The organism is Pseudomonas asplenii (genome assembly GCF_900105475.1).
In the GTDB taxonomy this organism is placed as follows: Bacteria; Pseudomonadota; Gammaproteobacteria; order Pseudomonadales; family Pseudomonadaceae; genus Aquipseudomonas; species Aquipseudomonas asplenii.
The window spans coordinates 2,031,668-2,045,530 of the sequence record NZ_LT629777.1; the positions used below are offsets into that span (position 1 = coordinate 2,031,668).

The 13,863-nt window shown below is 63.4% G+C and carries 16 protein-coding genes; 8 read left to right on the forward strand and 8 right to left on the reverse strand.

Going from position 1 to position 13,863, the window contains the following annotated elements:
• Positions 1-3 precede the first annotated feature (3 nt).
• From rsmD to BLU37_RS09210, 3 genes are read right to left on the reverse strand one after another with little or no spacing between them, the layout of a single operon-like run.
• Positions 4-621, reverse strand: coding sequence for a 16S rRNA (guanine(966)-N(2))-methyltransferase RsmD (gene rsmD, locus BLU37_RS09200; protein ID WP_010444961.1), 618 nt, complete (start codon positions 619-621; stop codon positions 4-6).
• Complete coding sequence (locus BLU37_RS09205) at positions 621-2,111, reverse strand: M16 family metallopeptidase (RefSeq protein WP_090204234.1); 1,491 nt, start codon at positions 2,109-2,111, stop codon at positions 621-623. The genes rsmD and BLU37_RS09205 overlap by 1 nt, the downstream gene beginning before the upstream one ends.
• Positions 2,108-3,460 carry a M16 family metallopeptidase gene (locus tag BLU37_RS09210; RefSeq protein WP_090204239.1) on the reverse strand — a complete coding sequence of 451 codons (1,353 nt, stop codon included), beginning with the start codon at positions 3,458-3,460 and terminating at the stop codon, positions 2,108-2,110. The genes BLU37_RS09205 and BLU37_RS09210 overlap by 4 nt, the downstream gene beginning before the upstream one ends.
• Positions 3,461-3,815: 355 nt before the next feature.
• Between BLU37_RS09210 and ftsY the strand changes: the two genes are divergently transcribed.
• From ftsY to rpoH, 4 genes are all read left to right on the forward strand, one after another.
• Positions 3,816-5,276, forward strand: coding sequence for a signal recognition particle-docking protein FtsY (gene ftsY / locus BLU37_RS09215; RefSeq protein ID WP_090204244.1), 1,461 nt, complete (start codon positions 3,816-3,818; stop codon positions 5,274-5,276).
• Positions 5,273-5,944: a cell division ATP-binding protein FtsE gene (gene ftsE, locus BLU37_RS09220; RefSeq protein ID WP_017903464.1), complete on the forward strand. Its 672-nt coding sequence runs from the start codon at positions 5,273-5,275 to the stop codon at positions 5,942-5,944. The genes ftsY and ftsE overlap by 4 nt, the downstream gene beginning before the upstream one ends.
• Positions 5,941-6,963, forward strand: a complete 1,023-nt coding sequence (gene ftsX, locus BLU37_RS09225; RefSeq protein ID WP_090204248.1) for a permease-like cell division protein FtsX — start codon at positions 5,941-5,943, stop codon at positions 6,961-6,963. The genes ftsE and ftsX overlap by 4 nt, the downstream gene beginning before the upstream one ends.
• A gap of 138 nt (positions 6,964-7,101) precedes the next feature.
• Positions 7,102-7,956: an RNA polymerase sigma factor RpoH gene (rpoH, locus tag BLU37_RS09230; protein ID WP_010444950.1), complete on the forward strand. Its 855-nt coding sequence runs from the start codon at positions 7,102-7,104 to the stop codon at positions 7,954-7,956.
• A 122-nt stretch (positions 7,957-8,078) separates the two neighbouring features.
• Here rpoH and mtgA read toward each other — a convergent pair whose 3' ends face one another.
• On the reverse strand, positions 8,079-8,801 hold the full coding sequence (gene mtgA, locus BLU37_RS09235) for a monofunctional biosynthetic peptidoglycan transglycosylase (protein WP_090204251.1): 723 nt from the start codon (positions 8,799-8,801) through the stop codon (positions 8,079-8,081).
• Positions 8,802-8,871: 70 nt separating this feature from the next.
• Between mtgA and BLU37_RS09240 the strand changes: the two genes are divergently transcribed.
• The 4 genes from BLU37_RS09240 (at position 8,872) to trmB (ending at position 11,129) form a co-directional block, all read left to right on the forward strand.
• Entirely contained in the window at positions 8,872-9,261 is a 390-nt protein-coding gene (locus BLU37_RS09240) for a DUF423 domain-containing protein (RefSeq protein WP_090204254.1), read from the forward strand.
• A 74-nt stretch (positions 9,262-9,335) separates the two neighbouring features.
• Positions 9,336-9,536, forward strand: coding sequence for a sulfur carrier protein ThiS (gene thiS / locus BLU37_RS09245; RefSeq protein WP_010444944.1), 201 nt, complete (start codon positions 9,336-9,338; stop codon positions 9,534-9,536).
• A gap of 63 nt (positions 9,537-9,599) precedes the next feature.
• Complete coding sequence (locus tag BLU37_RS09250) at positions 9,600-10,394, forward strand: thiazole synthase (protein WP_090204257.1); 795 nt, start codon at positions 9,600-9,602, stop codon at positions 10,392-10,394.
• Between the two features lie 9 nt (positions 10,395-10,403).
• Positions 10,404-11,129, forward strand: coding sequence for a tRNA (guanosine(46)-N7)-methyltransferase TrmB (gene trmB, locus BLU37_RS09255; protein WP_029532975.1), 726 nt, complete (start codon positions 10,404-10,406; stop codon positions 11,127-11,129).
• A 154-nt stretch (positions 11,130-11,283) separates the two neighbouring features.
• Here the strand turns inward: trmB and BLU37_RS09260 are convergent, their stop codons facing one another.
• The 4 genes from BLU37_RS09260 to BLU37_RS09275 are packed head-to-tail and all read right to left on the reverse strand — an operon-like array spanning position 11,284 to position 13,843.
• The gene (locus tag BLU37_RS09260; protein WP_010444939.1) at positions 11,284-11,607 is read right to left on the reverse strand and encodes a DUF3392 domain-containing protein; all 324 of its coding nucleotides are present in this window, start codon (positions 11,605-11,607) and stop codon (positions 11,284-11,286) included.
• A 9-nt stretch (positions 11,608-11,616) separates the two neighbouring features.
• On the reverse strand, positions 11,617-12,819 hold the full coding sequence (gene hemW / locus BLU37_RS09265) for a radical SAM family heme chaperone HemW (RefSeq protein ID WP_090204260.1): 1,203 nt from the start codon (positions 12,817-12,819) through the stop codon (positions 11,617-11,619).
• On the reverse strand, positions 12,816-13,412 hold the full coding sequence (gene rdgB / locus BLU37_RS09270) for an RdgB/HAM1 family non-canonical purine NTP pyrophosphatase (protein ID WP_010444935.1): 597 nt from the start codon (positions 13,410-13,412) through the stop codon (positions 12,816-12,818). Before rdgB ends, hemW begins: the two co-directional genes overlap by 4 nt.
• Complete coding sequence (locus BLU37_RS09275) at positions 13,409-13,843, reverse strand: DUF4426 domain-containing protein (protein WP_029530573.1); 435 nt, start codon at positions 13,841-13,843, stop codon at positions 13,409-13,411. Before BLU37_RS09275 ends, rdgB begins: the two co-directional genes overlap by 4 nt.
• Between the last annotated feature and the right edge of the window lie 20 nt (positions 13,844-13,863).

The window sequence follows — 13,863 nt, forward strand, 5'->3', positions numbered from 1 at the left end:
CGATCAGCCGGCGGCCGGTGCGCTGCGTTGCCATAGCGCATAGTACACCTGGCCGGACTTCTGCTCGCGGTGCAGGCGCCAGTTGCCTGGCAGGGCAAGGGTCGAGGGCGCGGTTTCGCTTTCGGTATAGACCCAGGCGTCGTCGGTCAGCCACTGGCGTTCTTCGAGCAGCGCGCAGACACCCGGCAGCAGGTTCTGGTTGAACGGCGGGTCGAGGAACACCAGATCGAAGGCGGTGGCCGGTTGGGCCTCCAGGTAGCGCAGGGCGTCGGCGGTCTGTACCTGGCCGACGGTGCAGCGTAGCGTCCCCAGGTGCTCACGCAGGTTGGACACGGCAACGTTGCTCGCATCCAGTGCCTGGCCCATGGCGGCGCCACGGGACAACGCTTCGAGGAACAGCGCGCCGCTGCCGGCGAACGGGTCGAGGACCTTGGCCCCGGCGACATACGGCGCCAGCCAGTTGAACAAGGTTTCGCGCACGCGGTCCGGGGTGGGGCGCAACCCGGGAACATCGGGAAAGCTCAAGCGTCGGCTGCGCCATTCGCCGCCGATGATGCGCAGTTTGTTCACCCCGTTATGCGGGTGGGCGGGTTTCTTGCTGGGACGTGATGGGCTGGCCATTAGTGCTCCGGAACCCCGAGCGGTTGCTCGGCGGGTTTGTCAGTCGGCGGCGGCAACGGCTTTTGCGGTACCGTGGGGCCTGCGGTGACGACGATCATCTTGTCGACACTCAGGTGTTTGTCCATGGCGGCCTTGACCTGTTCGACGGTCAGCGCCTGGGTTTGCTGCATGAAGTCTTCCAGGTAGTTCAGCGGCAGGTTGTAGAAACCCATCGCGCCCAACTGACCGACGATATCGCTGTTGCTGGCGGTGGACAGCGGGAAGCTGCCGGCCATTTCGCGCTTGGCGTCATCGAGTTCCTTCTGGGTCGGGCCGGATTTGAGGTAGTCGGCCAACACGTCCTCGACCAGCTTCTGCGTGCCTTCGCTCATTTCGGCGCGGGTCTGCAGGTTGATCATGAACGGCCCGCGGGCCTGCATCGGGCTGAAACCGGAATAGACGCCGTAGGTCAGTCCGCGTTTTTCCCGCACTTCGCTCATCAGGCGGGTGCCGAAACCGCCGCCACCGAGGATCTGGTTACCCAGCGACAGCGCGGCGTAGTCGGGATCGGCGCGGTCGATACCCATCTGGGCCATCAGGATGGTGGTCTGCTTGGAAGGGAATTCGATATGTCCCTTGCTGGCTTGCGGGTCCTTGGCCAGGGCGATCTTCGGCAGTGCCGGGCCTTTGGGCAGGGCCGCCGAAACCTCGGCGGTCAGCGCTTCGGCCTCGCTGCGCGAGAGGTCGCCGACCAGGGCGATCACCACGTTGCCGGCGGCGTAGGCCTTGGCGTGGAAGGCGCGCAACTGGGCGACGGTGATCGGCGGCATGCTTTTCGCCGTGCCTTCGCTGGGGTGGCCGTAGGGATGGTCGCCGTACAGGCGCTGGGACAGGTCCAGACTCGCCAGCTTACCGGGGTTCTGCTTCTGGAACTCGAAACCGGCCAGCAGCTGGTTCTTGATCCGGGCCAGGGAGTCGGCCGGGAAGGTCGGTTTGCCGACCACCTGGGCGAACAGCTTCAGGGCCGGCTCACGCTTGTCGGCGGCACTCAGGCTGCGCAGCGAGGCGATCGCCATGTCCTTGTAGGAGCCGTTGCCGAAATCCGCACCGAGGCCTTCGAAGCCCTGGGCGATGTCGCCGACATCCTTGCCGGCCACCCCTTCGTTGAGCATGGCGTTGGTCAGCGTGGCCAGGCCCGGGGTCTTGCCGTCCTGGCTGCTGCCGGCGGCGAAGGTCAGGCGCAGGTCGAACATCGGCAGTTCGTGGGCCTCGACGAACAGCACCCGGGCGCCTTCGGCGGTATTCCAGGTTTGTACGTTCAGGCTGCGCCGGGCGGGCGCCTTGTCGTCCAGTTCGCTCAGCGATTGCAACTTATGGCCCGACTTGGCCTCCTCCAGAGCCTGGCCGGCCTGGGCGCTGGACAGGCCTAGCAGGGGCAGGCCGAAGCTGCCGACGGCGACAATCAGGGCCAGGCCGGGCAGGGTGAAACGCGAACCCTTGGGCTTGCTCATGGGCGGGTTTCCTCGGGCAGTACATGGGCGACGCTGAGACGTTCGCGGGTGAAGTAGGTGCGGGCGGCCTTCTGGATGTCTTCCGGCGTCACGCTTTGCAGGTCGGCCAGTTCGCTGTCCATCAGTTTCCAGGACAGGCCGACGGTTTCCAATTGGCCGATGGCGGTGGCCTGGCTGGTGATCGAGTCGCGCTCGTAGACCAGTCCGGCGATGACCTGGGCGCGTACACGTTCAAGTTCTTCGGCGGTAGGTGGCTTGGTCTTGAGCTGGTCCAGCAGGCGCCAGAGACCGGCCTCGGCGTTGGCCAGGGTTTTCTTCTTCTGTGCATTTGGCGTCGCCGACAGAGTGAAGAGACTGTCGCCACGGGTGTAGGCGTTGTAGCTGGCCGAACCACCGGAGATCAACTCTTCGCCGCGCTCCAGTTGGGAGGAGAGGCGGGCACTGTAGCCGCCATCGAGCAGCGCGGCGATCAGGCGCAGGGCATTGACCGAACGTGGGTCCTGGGCGGTGGCGATGCTCGGTACGTTGAAGCCGAGCATCAGGCTCGGCAACTGGGTCTTCACGTGCAGGGTGATCTGCCGTTCGCCGGGCTCATCCAGTTCGCGCGGGATCTTCGCCGGTGGCGTGTCGCGCCGGGGGATCGCGCCGAAGTAGCGCTGTGCCAGGGTTTTCACCTCGTCCGGGGTGACGTCGCCGACGACCACCAGGGTCGCGTTGTTCGGCACGTACCAGGCCTGGTACCAGTGGCGTAGTTCCTCGACTTTCATGCGGTCGAGGTCGGCCATCCAGCCGATGGTTGGCGTGTGGTAGCCGCTGGCCGGGTAGGCCAGCGCCTTGAAGCGCTCGAAGGCCTTGCCCATCGGCTTGTCCTCGGTGCGCAGGCGGCGTTCTTCCTTGATCACCTCGATCTCGCGGCTGAACTCGTCGGCCGGCAGGCGCAGGCTGGCCATGCGGTCGGCTTCCAGTTCGAAGGCCACGCCCAGGCGGTCACGGGCCAGGACCTGGTAATAGGCGGTGTAGTCGTCGCTGGTGAAGGCGTTTTCCTCGGCACCCAGATCCCGCAGGATCAGCGAGGCCTCGCCGGGGCCGACCTTCTCGCTGCCCTTGAACATCATGTGTTCCAGTGCGTGGGACAGGCCGGTCTGGCCCGGGGTTTCGTAGCTCGAACCGACCTTGTACCAGACCTGCGACACCACCACGGGCGCACGGTGGTCTTCGCGGACCACGACCTTCAGGCCGTTGTCGAGGGTGAATTCGTGGGTCGGTTGCGGATCGGCGGCCAGCGCCGTGAGCGGTAGGCAAAGCGTGCTGAGCAACAGGCCGGCAGCGCGGCGGGCTAGAGCATTCATTCGTTCTTAAACCTGTAGGACTGCCCGCTGGGTTTAGCGTCGGCGGGCGAGGAGGTGCTAGGATACTGATCCGTTTTACTGGCGGCCACGTCTATCCGGTTCCTGTGCTGCGTGCCAGGCCCGAAAAGGCTGTATGGGTCAACGGTCGAAACCCGCGCTCTGACTCTGCAGATCGTGGTGTTTTCGCCGATTTTGCCGTTCCAGATCTTCGTTTGGCGTCTGACTTGAGAGAAGTTTGATCTTCTCGACAAAATGTTGCGCGTGAACAAGCGGGTTAAATCGCAGTCTGTTCTGCATCGAATATCATTTGCCGACGTGCCTATGGCGCGTTGCTACCTTGAGATAGCCGTCCTCCATGTTTGGTTCCAACGACGACAAGAAGACACCAGCTGCGGCTGGCGAGAAAAAAGGCCTGTTCGGATGGCTGCGCAAAAAGCCGCAGGAAACCGTCGTCGAACAGCCGCCCGTCCAGCCTGAGGTGGCGCCAGCGCCGCTAGCCGAAACGGCTCCGGTTGCCGTCGAGCCGCCAGCGACCAGCGAGCCGCTGCGCGAGCAGTCTGCTGCCGAGGTTGCTCCAGCCCTCGCGCCATGGCCAGAGTTGCCGGTGGCTGAAGAGCCGGTGGCGCTGGTCGAAGATGTCCAGGCCGAGCATGTCGTGCCGCCCATTCCACCGGCAGCCGTTGCTGAACCGGTCGTGTCTGCGCCGCAGATCGTCGAAGCGGCACCTGCACCTGCACCAGTCGTGGTCGAGGCGCCAGCGCCAGTGGTTCCTGCGGTGGTCGAGCCGGTGCCTGCTCCCGTATCCGCGCCGGTCGTGGCTGTTGAGCCCGTGGTGGCCGAACCGGTCGTCGAAGCACCGGTCCAGCCAGCCGCTGCGGAGCTCAAGACCGGCTTCTTCGCCCGTCTCAAGCAAGGCCTGTCCAAGACCAGTGCCAGTATCGGCGAAGGCATGGCCAGCCTGTTCCTCGGCAAGAAGGCCATCGACGATGAGCTGCTCGAAGAGTTGGAAACCCGCCTGCTGACCGCCGACGTCGGTGTCGAGGCCACTGGCGTGATCATCCGCAGCCTGACCCAGAAGGTCGCCCGCAAGCAGTTGACCGACAGCGATGCACTGTACAAATCGTTGCAGGAAGAGTTGGCGGCGATGCTCAAGCCGGTCGAGCAGCCATTGCAGATCGACTCGCAGCACAAGCCTTACGTAATCCTGGTGGTCGGCGTCAACGGCGCTGGCAAGACCACCACCATCGGCAAGCTGGCCAAGAAGCTGCAGCTCGAAGGCAAGAAAGTCATGCTGGCCGCTGGCGACACCTTCCGGGCTGCGGCGGTGGAGCAGTTGCAGGTCTGGGGCGAGCGCAATCAGATTCCGGTGATCGCCCAGCACACCGGTGCCGATTCGGCTTCGGTGATCTTCGACGCGGTGCAGGCGGCCAAGGCCCGTGGCATCGATGTCTTGATCGCCGACACCGCCGGTCGCCTGCACACCAAGGACAACCTGATGGAGGAGCTGAAGAAGGTCCGTCGGGTGATTGGCAAGCTCGATGAGCACGCGCCTCATGAGGTGCTGCTGGTGCTCGACGCGGGTACCGGGCAGAACGCGATCAATCAGGCCAAGCAATTCAACCAGACGGTCCAACTGACCGGCCTGGTATTGACTAAGCTCGATGGCACCGCCAAGGGCGGGGTGATCTTCGCGCTGGCCAAGCAGTTCGCTGTGCCGATCCGTTATATCGGGGTGGGCGAAGGCATCGACGATCTGCGGACCTTCGAGGCCGAACCCTTTGTCCAGGCTCTTTTCGCCGAGCGGGAGCGTTCATGATTCGTTTCGAACAGGTCGGTAAACGCTATCCGAACGGTCACGTCGGCTTGCATGAGCTGAGCTTTCGAGTTCGTCGTGGCGAGTTCTTGTTCGTCACCGGTCACTCCGGTGCCGGTAAAAGCACCTTGCTGCGCCTGTTGCTGGCGATGGAGCGGCCGACCTCCGGCAAGCTGCTGCTGGCCGGCCAGGACCTGGGCCAGATCAGCAATGCGCAGATTCCGTTTCTGCGCCGGCAGATCGGCGTGGTGTTCCAGAACCACCAACTGCTGTTCGACCGTACGGTGTTCAATAACGTCGCCCTGCCGTTGCAGATTCTGGGGTTGTCCAAGGTCGAGATCGCCAAACGGGTGGATTCGGCCCTGGAGCGCGTGGCGCTGTCGGACAAGGCCGAGCTGTACCCCGGCGACCTGTCCACCGGCCAGCAACAGCGTGTCGGTATCGCCCGGGCCATCGTTCACCGCCCGGCACTGCTGCTTGCCGACGAACCGACCGGTAACCTTGACCCGCGGTTGGCGGCGGAGATCATGGGGGTGTTCGAGGACATCAACCGCCTGGGCACCAGCGTGCTGATCGCCAGTCACGACCTGGCCCTGATCGCCCGCATGCGCCATCGCATGCTGACCTTGCAACGCGGCCGATTGATCGGCGATGGGGAGGCTGGTGTATGAGTGCGACCCGTAGCCCGAAAGTGGCCGAGCGCGTGGCTCCGAAAGCCTCTGACGCGCCACCACCGAAGAAAAAACGCGACGAAGACGACGGTCCGGACTTCGGTACCCTGCTGCGTGCCTGGATCGAAAACCATCGCGCCAGCCTGGCGGACAGCCTGCGGCGGCTGGGCAAGCATCCGATCGGCAGCTTCTTCACCTGCATGGTGATGGCGGTGGCCCTGAGCCTGCCGATGGGGCTGTCGCTGCTGCTGAACAATGTCGAACGCCTGGGCGGTTCCTGGCAGCGTGCGGCGCAGATTTCGCTGTACCTGCAACTGGATGCCAGCTCGAGCGAAGGTGAGAGCCTGAGCGAGCAGATCAAGGCCATGCCTGGCGTGGCCGATGCCGAATTCATCAGCAAGGAAAAGGCGCTGGACGAGTTCCAGCAGCAGTCCGGGCTGGGTGAGGCGCTCAAGGAGTTGCCGCAGAATCCGTTGCCGGGTGTGGTGCTGGTGACGCCGGACGAAGTCGACAAGCCGGCGCTGGAAGCCTTGCGCCAGCGTCTGGCCGAGCTGCCCAAGGTGCAGCAGGCGCAGTTGGATCTGGTCTGGGTCGAGCGTTTGGCGGCGATTCTCAAGCTCGGCGACAAGTTTGTCTTCGGTCTGACGGTGTTGCTGGTGTCCGCATTACTTTTGGTGATAGGCAATACCATTCGTCTTCATATTGAAAACCGCCGCACCGAGATAGAAGTGATTAAACTGGTGGGCGGCACCGATAGCTATGTGCGTAGGCCCTTTCTGTACATGGGCGCGCTTTATGGCTTTGGCGCGGGGATTCTGTCCTGGGGCGTCCTGGCGTTCGGTCTGGACTGGCTGAACGAAGCGGTAGTCGGGCTCGCGGGCCTCTACGGCAGCGATTTTGCTCTGACGGGTGTCCCTGTCGCCGATGGTCTGTCGCTCTTGCTTGGCGCCGTGTTGTTGGGGTATATCGGTGCGTGGATTGCGGTCGCACGGCACCTGCGGGAGCTGGCACCGAAGTAATTGAACCAATTAATGTCAAATTAATGTGTTTTTGTTGGTATTGACCGTAGTAGCGGTTCGAGGAACTTGTTCTGCGGTTCCCGGTCAATTTTCGCAGTGCTTCACTGCACGAGTCATGTGAGTCGGAGGTTTTTTCGTATGACCACTTCTTTGCAACCTGCTTATGCGTTGGTCCCGGGTGCGAACCTGGAGGCCTACGTCAACACGGTGAACAGCATTCCGCTGTTATCGCCGGAGCAGGAGCGTGAACTGGCCGAGAGTCTCTACTATCAGCAGGATCTCGAGGCCGCTCGGCAAATGGTGCTGGCCCACCTGCGTTTCGTCGTCCATATCGCGCGTAGCTATTCCGGCTACGGCCTGGCCCAGGCTGACCTGATCCAGGAAGGCAACGTCGGTCTGATGAAGGCCGTGAAGCGCTTCAACCCGGAAATGGGTGTGCGCCTGGTGTCGTTTGCCGTGCACTGGATCAAGGCGGAAATCCACGAGTTCATCCTGCGCAACTGGCGGATCGTCAAGGTGGCGACCACCAAGGCCCAGCGCAAGCTGTTCTTCAACCTGCGCAGCCAGAAGAAACGTCTGGCCTGGTTGAACAACGAGGAAGTCCACCGTGTGGCGGAAAGCCTGGGTGTCGAGCCGCGTGAAGTGCGCGAGATGGAAAGCCGGCTGACCGGCCAGGACATGGCGTTCGATCCGGCGGCAGAAGCCGACGATGACAGCGCGTTTCAGTCCCCGGCCAACTACCTGGAAGACCATCGTTACGACCCGGCGCGTCAGCTGGAGGATGCCGACTGGAGCGAGAACTCCAACAGCAACCTGCACGAGGCCCTGGAAGTCCTGGACGAGCGTAGCCGCGACATCCTCTACCAGCGCTGGCTGGCGGAAGAGAAAGCCACGCTGCACGACCTGGCGCAGAAGTACAACGTTTCGGCCGAGCGGATTCGCCAGTTGGAAAAGAGTGCGATGAACAAGCTGAAGCTGTCGATTGCTGCCTAAGCCTTCGCTGCAATGAAAAACGCCCCGACTTGTTCGGGGCGTTTTTGTTTGGTGTGCCGGTGCGCGGGTTGTTCAGCGCTTGGCGGGTTTATGCAGTCCGACCAGGCACCACGGTAACCCGGCTATCGCGCCCAGGGCGCCTTGCGTGAATCGTTCAGCCCAGCCAGATACCCGGTGCCGCCCAGCTGGCTCATCTGCTGGCGAATCCAGCCCGCCCGCCGCGCCACGTAGGTGCTCGGATGGCTGGCGCTCCATTCCCGCGGATTGGGCAGCACCGCCGCCAGCAAACTGGCCTGCTGATGCGACAGGGCCGCCGCGCTGACACCGAAATGATGCCGCGCCGCCGCTTCCGCGCCGAACACGCCGTCGTCCCACTCCACGCTGTTCAGATACACCTCGAGAATCCGCTGCTTGGGCCACAGTGTCTCGATCAGCACGGTGAACCAGGCTTCCAGTCCCTTGCGCAGATAGCTGCGGCCGGACCAGAGGAACAGGTTCTTTGCCACCTGCTGGCTGAGGGTGCTGGCGCCACGGATCGAACCGCCGAGCTCGTTGTGCTGGAGGGCCGCCTGGATCGCGTCGAAGTCGAAGCCCCAGTGTTCCGGAAACTTCTGGTCTTCGCCGGCCATGACCGCGACCTTGAGTTCGTCGCTGATCTGGTCCCAGGGTTTCCAGGTCCGTTGCAGGTCGATCGGCTGGCCGTCGGTCCACGATTCGATCTTGCGCTCGACCATCAGCGCCGTTCCCGGTGGTGGCACCCAGCGAAACAGCAGCACCAGCAGGATGCTGGCGATGGCGAACCATTTCAGGGCGGTCAGCAGGCGACGGAAAAGGAACTGCAGCATAGAGATGGCTTGGCCGGGGCGTAGGAGCGGGCCATTATACAGACCCTGTGCCCACTGAATGGAGTTCGTCATGCTACGTGGTTTTCTGCTGCTTGCCGCGTTTTTCGGTTTCACCGGCGTTGCCCTCGGGGCCTTTGCCGCCCACGGCCTGAAAAACCGCCTGAGCGCCGACTACCTGGCGATCTTCCACACCGGCGTCACCTACCAGTTGGTACATGCCCTGGCGCTGTTCGGTGTGGCGCTGCTGGCTGCGCACGTCCCCGGGCGGCTGGTGACCTGGGCCGGCTCGGCATTTACCGTCGGCATCCTGCTGTTCTCCGGCAGCCTATACCTGCTGACCCTCAGCGGCGTGAGCAAGTTGGGCATCATCACGCCGTTCGGTGGTCTGGCCTTTCTCGTCGGCTGGTTCTGCCTGGGCCTGGTTGCCTGGCGCCTGAGCGGACCGCTGGGGCCGTATTAAAGACGAATGGCTTGGGTCGCCTGGACTGATCGGGCTAGAATATTGGCCCCTAAAAAATGATGGCAGCCCGGCGCATGCGCATTCAATTGAACGGCGAATCCTTTGAACTGCCCGACGGCGAAACCGTCGCGGCGTTGCTGACCCGCCTCGACCTGGTCGGGCGGCGAGTGGCGGTCGAGTTGAACCTGGATATCGTCCCGCGTAGCCAGCACGCCGAGACCGCCCTGCGTGAAGGCGATCAGGTCGAAGTGGTACATGCCATCGGCGGCGGTTAGTCCGTCCCGATTTCACGCCCTGATCCACCCAGCAAGCCCTGAACCCTTCAAGAGGATGTGTGCATGAGCACTGTTCGTAGCGACAAGCCCTTCGTGCTGGCCGGCCGTACCTACCAATCCCGCCTGCTGGTCGGCACCGGCAAATACCGCGATATGGAAGAAACCCGCCTGGCCATCGAGGCCTCGGGTGCCGAGATCGTCACCGTCGCGGTGCGCCGGACCAACCTCGGCCAGAACCCGGGCGAGCCGAACCTGCTGGATGTGCTGCCGCCGGATCGCTACACCATCCTGCCGAACACCGCCGGTTGCTACGACGCCATCGAGGCCGTGCGTACCTGCCGCCTGGCCCGTGAGCTGCTGGACGGCCACAAGCTGGTCAAGCTGGAAGTGCTGGCGGACCAGAAGACCCTGTTCCCCAACGTGATCGAGACCCTCAAGGCCGCCGAAGTGCTGGTCAAGGAAGGTTTCGACGTGATGGTCTACACCAGCGATGATCCGATCATCGCCCGCCAGTTGGCGGAAATCGGCTGCATCGCGGTCATGCCGCTGGCCGGCCTGATCGGTACCGGGCTGGGTATCTGCAACCCCTACAACCTGCAGATCATCCTGGAAGAAGCGAAGATCCCGGTGCTGGTGGATGCCGGTGTGGGCACTGCCTCCGACGCCACCATCGCCATGGAACTGGGCTGTGAAGCGGTTCTGATGAACTCGGCCATCGCCCATGCCCAGCAACCGATCCTGATGGCCGAGGCGATGAAGCACGCCATCCTTGCCGGTCGCCTGGCCTATCTCGCCGGCCGCATGCCGAAAAAACTCTATGCCAGCGCGTCCTCGCCGCTGGATGGTCTGATCAAGTAAGAGCCTTTGATGACTGAATCGAACGAAACGCCAATCCACACGGAAGAAGGCGAAGAGCGCCAACACCGCCGTATCAAGAGTTTTGTGATGCGTGCCGGGCGCATGACCGAAGGTCAGCAGAAGGGCCTGGAGCAGGGTGGGCCGCTGTTCATCCTGCCGCTGGCTGATGCGCCGGTGGATTTCGATCAGGTGTTTGGCCGCTCTGCGCCGCGCTCGTTGGAAATCGGCTTCGGCATGGGTCACTCCCTGCTGGAGATGGCGGCGGCTGCGCCGGATCAGGACTTCATCGGTGTCGAAGTGCACCGTCCGGGGGTGGGGGCGTTGCTCAATGGCGTACTGACCCAGGGCCTGAAGAACCTGCGGGTCTATGACTGCGACGCCATCGAAGTGCTCAACCGCTGCGTGGCGGACAACAGCCTGGACCGGCTGATGCTGTTTTTCCCCGATCCATGGCACAAGAGCCGGCATCACAAGCGCCGTATCGTCCAGGCGTCCTTCGCCGAACTGGTGCGCAGCAAGTTGAAGGTTGGTGGCATTCTGCACATGGCGACCGACTGGGAGCCGTATGCCGAGTACATGCTGGAAGTGATGAACGTCGCGCCGGGTTATCGCAACCTGGCGGAAGACGGCAAGTGCGTGCCGCGTCCGGCCGAGCGGCCGATCACCAAGTTCGAGCGCCGTGGCGAGCGCCTTGGGCACGGTGTGTGGGACCTGAAGTTCGAAAAGCTGGCCTGACACCCCTTGTGGGAGTGACGTGATACGAGTGGGAGCCGGCTTGCTGGCGATAGCGATCTGACAGTCGACATTTTTAGCGACTGACACGCCACTATCGCCAGCAAGCCGGCTCCCACAACGTGATCGATTTTGCAGTTATAGCGGTATCAGGCACTCAACGCCTATCCGCCACCACCCCGATCAGGATCAACACCACCAACAGCACCGGCGCCAGGCTGTAGTTGTTGAACTGGCTCAATCCCCGCACCACCCAGGGCGTGGCGTAGATCAGCGCCAGGCCGCTGCCGATCATGCACAGCAGGGCCATCAGCGGCACACGCAGGGCGCCGGCGATGCTGCCCAGGCGCTGGTCGACCCAGGCCTTGAGATCCGCCCCGAACAGCACCAGCAGGCATCCCACCAGCGCCAGGGAAATTTCCGATAGGTTGCTGCGGCTCCAGCGCGATACCGTGGCAAGCAGGCCGAGTATCAGATCCATGGGGTTTCCTTAGGTCAAAAAGTGTTGCAGCAGGTCATTGAGGAACAACTGTCCGCGAGCGGTCGCAACCAGTCGTGTCGGTTCGACCTGCAACAGGCCGCTTTGTTCTGCCTCGGCCCGCCCTTCGTTCAAGCTGTCGAGACCAAGCCCGGTGCGTTGCGCAAACAAGACCGCGTCGACGCCTTCGGTCAGGCGCAGGGCGTTCATCAGGAACTCGAACGGCAGCTCGTCGTTGTCCAGGGCCTTCTGCCCGGCCTGGAAGTGCTTGGCGGGGTTCAGGTAGTCCTTGGGCAGGCGGGTTTTCCAGGTGCGCACGATACGCCCGTCCGGGTGACTGAGCTTACCGTGGGCGCCAGCACCGATACCGATGAAGTCGCCGAAGCTCCAGTAGTTCAGGTTGTGCCGTGCCGCTCGGCCGGGCTGGGCGTAGGCCGACACCTCGTACTGGGCGTAGCCATGCTCGGCCAGCAGGGCCTGGCCGGCTTCCTGGATGTCCCACAGGGTGTCGTCTTCCGGCAGCGTCGGCGGCTGGTTCCAGAACACCGTGTTCGGTTCCAGGGTCAGTTGGTACCAGGACAGATGCGTCGGTTTCAACGCGATGGCCTGGCGCAGATCGCCCAGGGCGTCTTCCAGAGACTGGTCGGGCAGGCCGTGCATCAGGTCCAGGTTGAAGTTGTCGAAGCCGGCCTGGCGCGCCATGTCCGCTGCCCGCATGGCTTCGCCGCCGCTGTGGATGCGGCCGAGGGCCTTGAGCTTGTCTTCCTGGAAACTCTGGATGCCGATCGACAGGCGATTGATGCCCAACTGCCGGTAGGCGGTGAACTTCTCCTGCTCGAAGGTTCCAGGATTCGCCTCCAGAGTGATTTCGATGTCGTCGGCGAACGGGATGCGTGCCTCGACCCCCTTGAGCAGCCGTCCCAGCGCCTGGGGGCTGAACAGGCTCGGCGTGCCACCACCGAAGAAAATCGAACTCAACTCGCGACCATACGCGGCTGGCAAGTCTTGTTCGAGATCGGCCAGCAGCGCATCGACGTACTCTTCTTCCGGCAACTCCGGGCTGGCGGCGTGGGAGTTGAAGTCGCAGTACGGGCATTTGCGCACGCACCAGGGAATATGGATGTACAGCGCCAGGGGCGGCAACTGCGGCAAGGCTGCCCGAGGAGGTTGCGCGCCACCGTGGATCAGCGGCAGCGCGGAGGAAGTCCGGGTCATTTCAGGCCCAGGCGTTGCCGCAGCAGGACCATGGCACGGGCGCGATGGCTGAGTTGATTCTTTTCCACGGGATTCAGCTCGGCGCTGGAGCAGTCGCGCTCCGGCACCCAGAACAGCGGGTCGTAGCCGAAACCGTGCTCGCCGCTGGCGGCGGTGAGGATGCGGCCATGCCAGAGGCCTTCGCAGAGGATCGGCAGCGGGTCGTCTGCGTGCCGTACCAACGCCAGCACGCAGACGAACTGTGCGCCCCGTTCGGCTTCAGGCACATCCTTGAGGGCTTCGAGCAGCTTGGCATTGTTCGCCGCATCGCCCTTGCCATCGGCATAGCGGGCCGAATAGATGCCCGGTGCGCCGCCGAGGAAGTCCACCGCCAGGCCCGAGTCGTCGGCCAGCGCCGGCAGGCCGGAGATGCGCGCGGCATTGCGGGCCTTGAGGATGGCGTTCTCGACGAACGACAGGCCGGTTTCCTCAGGTTCGACGCTGCTGAACTCGCCGATCGAGCGCAATTGCACCGACTCGCCGAGCATCGCCTGCAGTTCCTTGAGTTTGCCAGCGTTATGGCTGGCCAATACCAATTGGGTGAAGTTCATCATTCGCCTGGGAAAAGCTCTTGGTTGAAACTGAAGGTATGGGTTTGCCCGCCGCTGGTGACCGCGATCTCGAAGGTCCGATTCTCCTGCTGGGGCACCGGGAACTGGGCGATGTAGTAGACCGCGCCGGGCTCGGTGATCTGCTTGAAGCTCAGCGGCAGACGCTTGTTGGTCAGGTCTTTGACAGCACCGCTGACCTGGGCCACCACCGGTTTGCCGGCCTTGAGTACCGCGACGTTGATCACGCCCTGGTTCTTGCTGCGCACCAGTTCGGTCGCCTGGGCGATGTCCGGTTGCAGGTAGGTGGAGTTGAGCGTGTTGTAGTGCACGGTGATATCACCGAACACTTCCTGGCGCTCGCCCTTGATGGCGTCGGCGGCCATGGCCGACAGGCCCAGGCAGGCGCTCAACAGAAAAATCGCCAGACGTCCCATGATCATCCTCCTCGAACCCT

Excerpts from the sequence above, each read along its gene's own strand:
- rsmD (WP_010444961.1), bottom strand. The coding sequence starts at position 621 with ATGGCCAGCCCATCACGTCCCAGCAAGAAACCCGCCCACCCGCATAAC.
- mtgA (WP_090204251.1), bottom strand. The coding sequence starts at position 8,801 with ATGCTGCAGTTCCTTTTCCGTCGCCTGCTGACCGCCCTGAAATGGTTC.
- BLU37_RS09205 (WP_090204234.1), bottom strand. The coding sequence starts at position 2,111 with ATGAGCAAGCCCAAGGGTTCGCGTTTCACCCTGCCCGGCCTGGCCCTG.
- BLU37_RS09250 (WP_090204257.1), top strand. The coding sequence starts at position 9,600 with ATGAGCACTGTTCGTAGCGACAAGCCCTTCGTGCTGGCCGGCCGTACC.
- BLU37_RS09275 (WP_029530573.1), bottom strand. The coding sequence starts at position 13,843 with ATGGGACGTCTGGCGATTTTTCTGTTGAGCGCCTGCCTGGGCCTGTCG.
- rpoH (WP_010444950.1), top strand. The coding sequence starts at position 7,102 with ATGACCACTTCTTTGCAACCTGCTTATGCGTTGGTCCCGGGTGCGAAC.
- BLU37_RS09260 (WP_010444939.1), bottom strand. The coding sequence starts at position 11,607 with ATGGATCTGATACTCGGCCTGCTTGCCACGGTATCGCGCTGGAGCCGC.
- thiS (WP_010444944.1), top strand. The coding sequence starts at position 9,336 with ATGCGCATTCAATTGAACGGCGAATCCTTTGAACTGCCCGACGGCGAA.
- ftsE (WP_017903464.1), top strand. The coding sequence starts at position 5,273 with ATGATTCGTTTCGAACAGGTCGGTAAACGCTATCCGAACGGTCACGTC.
- hemW (WP_090204260.1), bottom strand. The coding sequence starts at position 12,819 with ATGACCCGGACTTCCTCCGCGCTGCCGCTGATCCACGGTGGCGCGCAA.
- ftsY (WP_090204244.1), top strand. The coding sequence starts at position 3,816 with ATGTTTGGTTCCAACGACGACAAGAAGACACCAGCTGCGGCTGGCGAG.
- rdgB (WP_010444935.1), bottom strand. The coding sequence starts at position 13,412 with ATGATGAACTTCACCCAATTGGTATTGGCCAGCCATAACGCTGGCAAA.
- ftsX (WP_090204248.1), top strand. The coding sequence starts at position 5,941 with ATGAGTGCGACCCGTAGCCCGAAAGTGGCCGAGCGCGTGGCTCCGAAA.
- BLU37_RS09210 (WP_090204239.1), bottom strand. The coding sequence starts at position 3,460 with ATGAATGCTCTAGCCCGCCGCGCTGCCGGCCTGTTGCTCAGCACGCTT.
- trmB (WP_029532975.1), top strand. The coding sequence starts at position 10,404 with ATGACTGAATCGAACGAAACGCCAATCCACACGGAAGAAGGCGAAGAG.
- BLU37_RS09240 (WP_090204254.1), top strand. The coding sequence starts at position 8,872 with ATGCTACGTGGTTTTCTGCTGCTTGCCGCGTTTTTCGGTTTCACCGGC.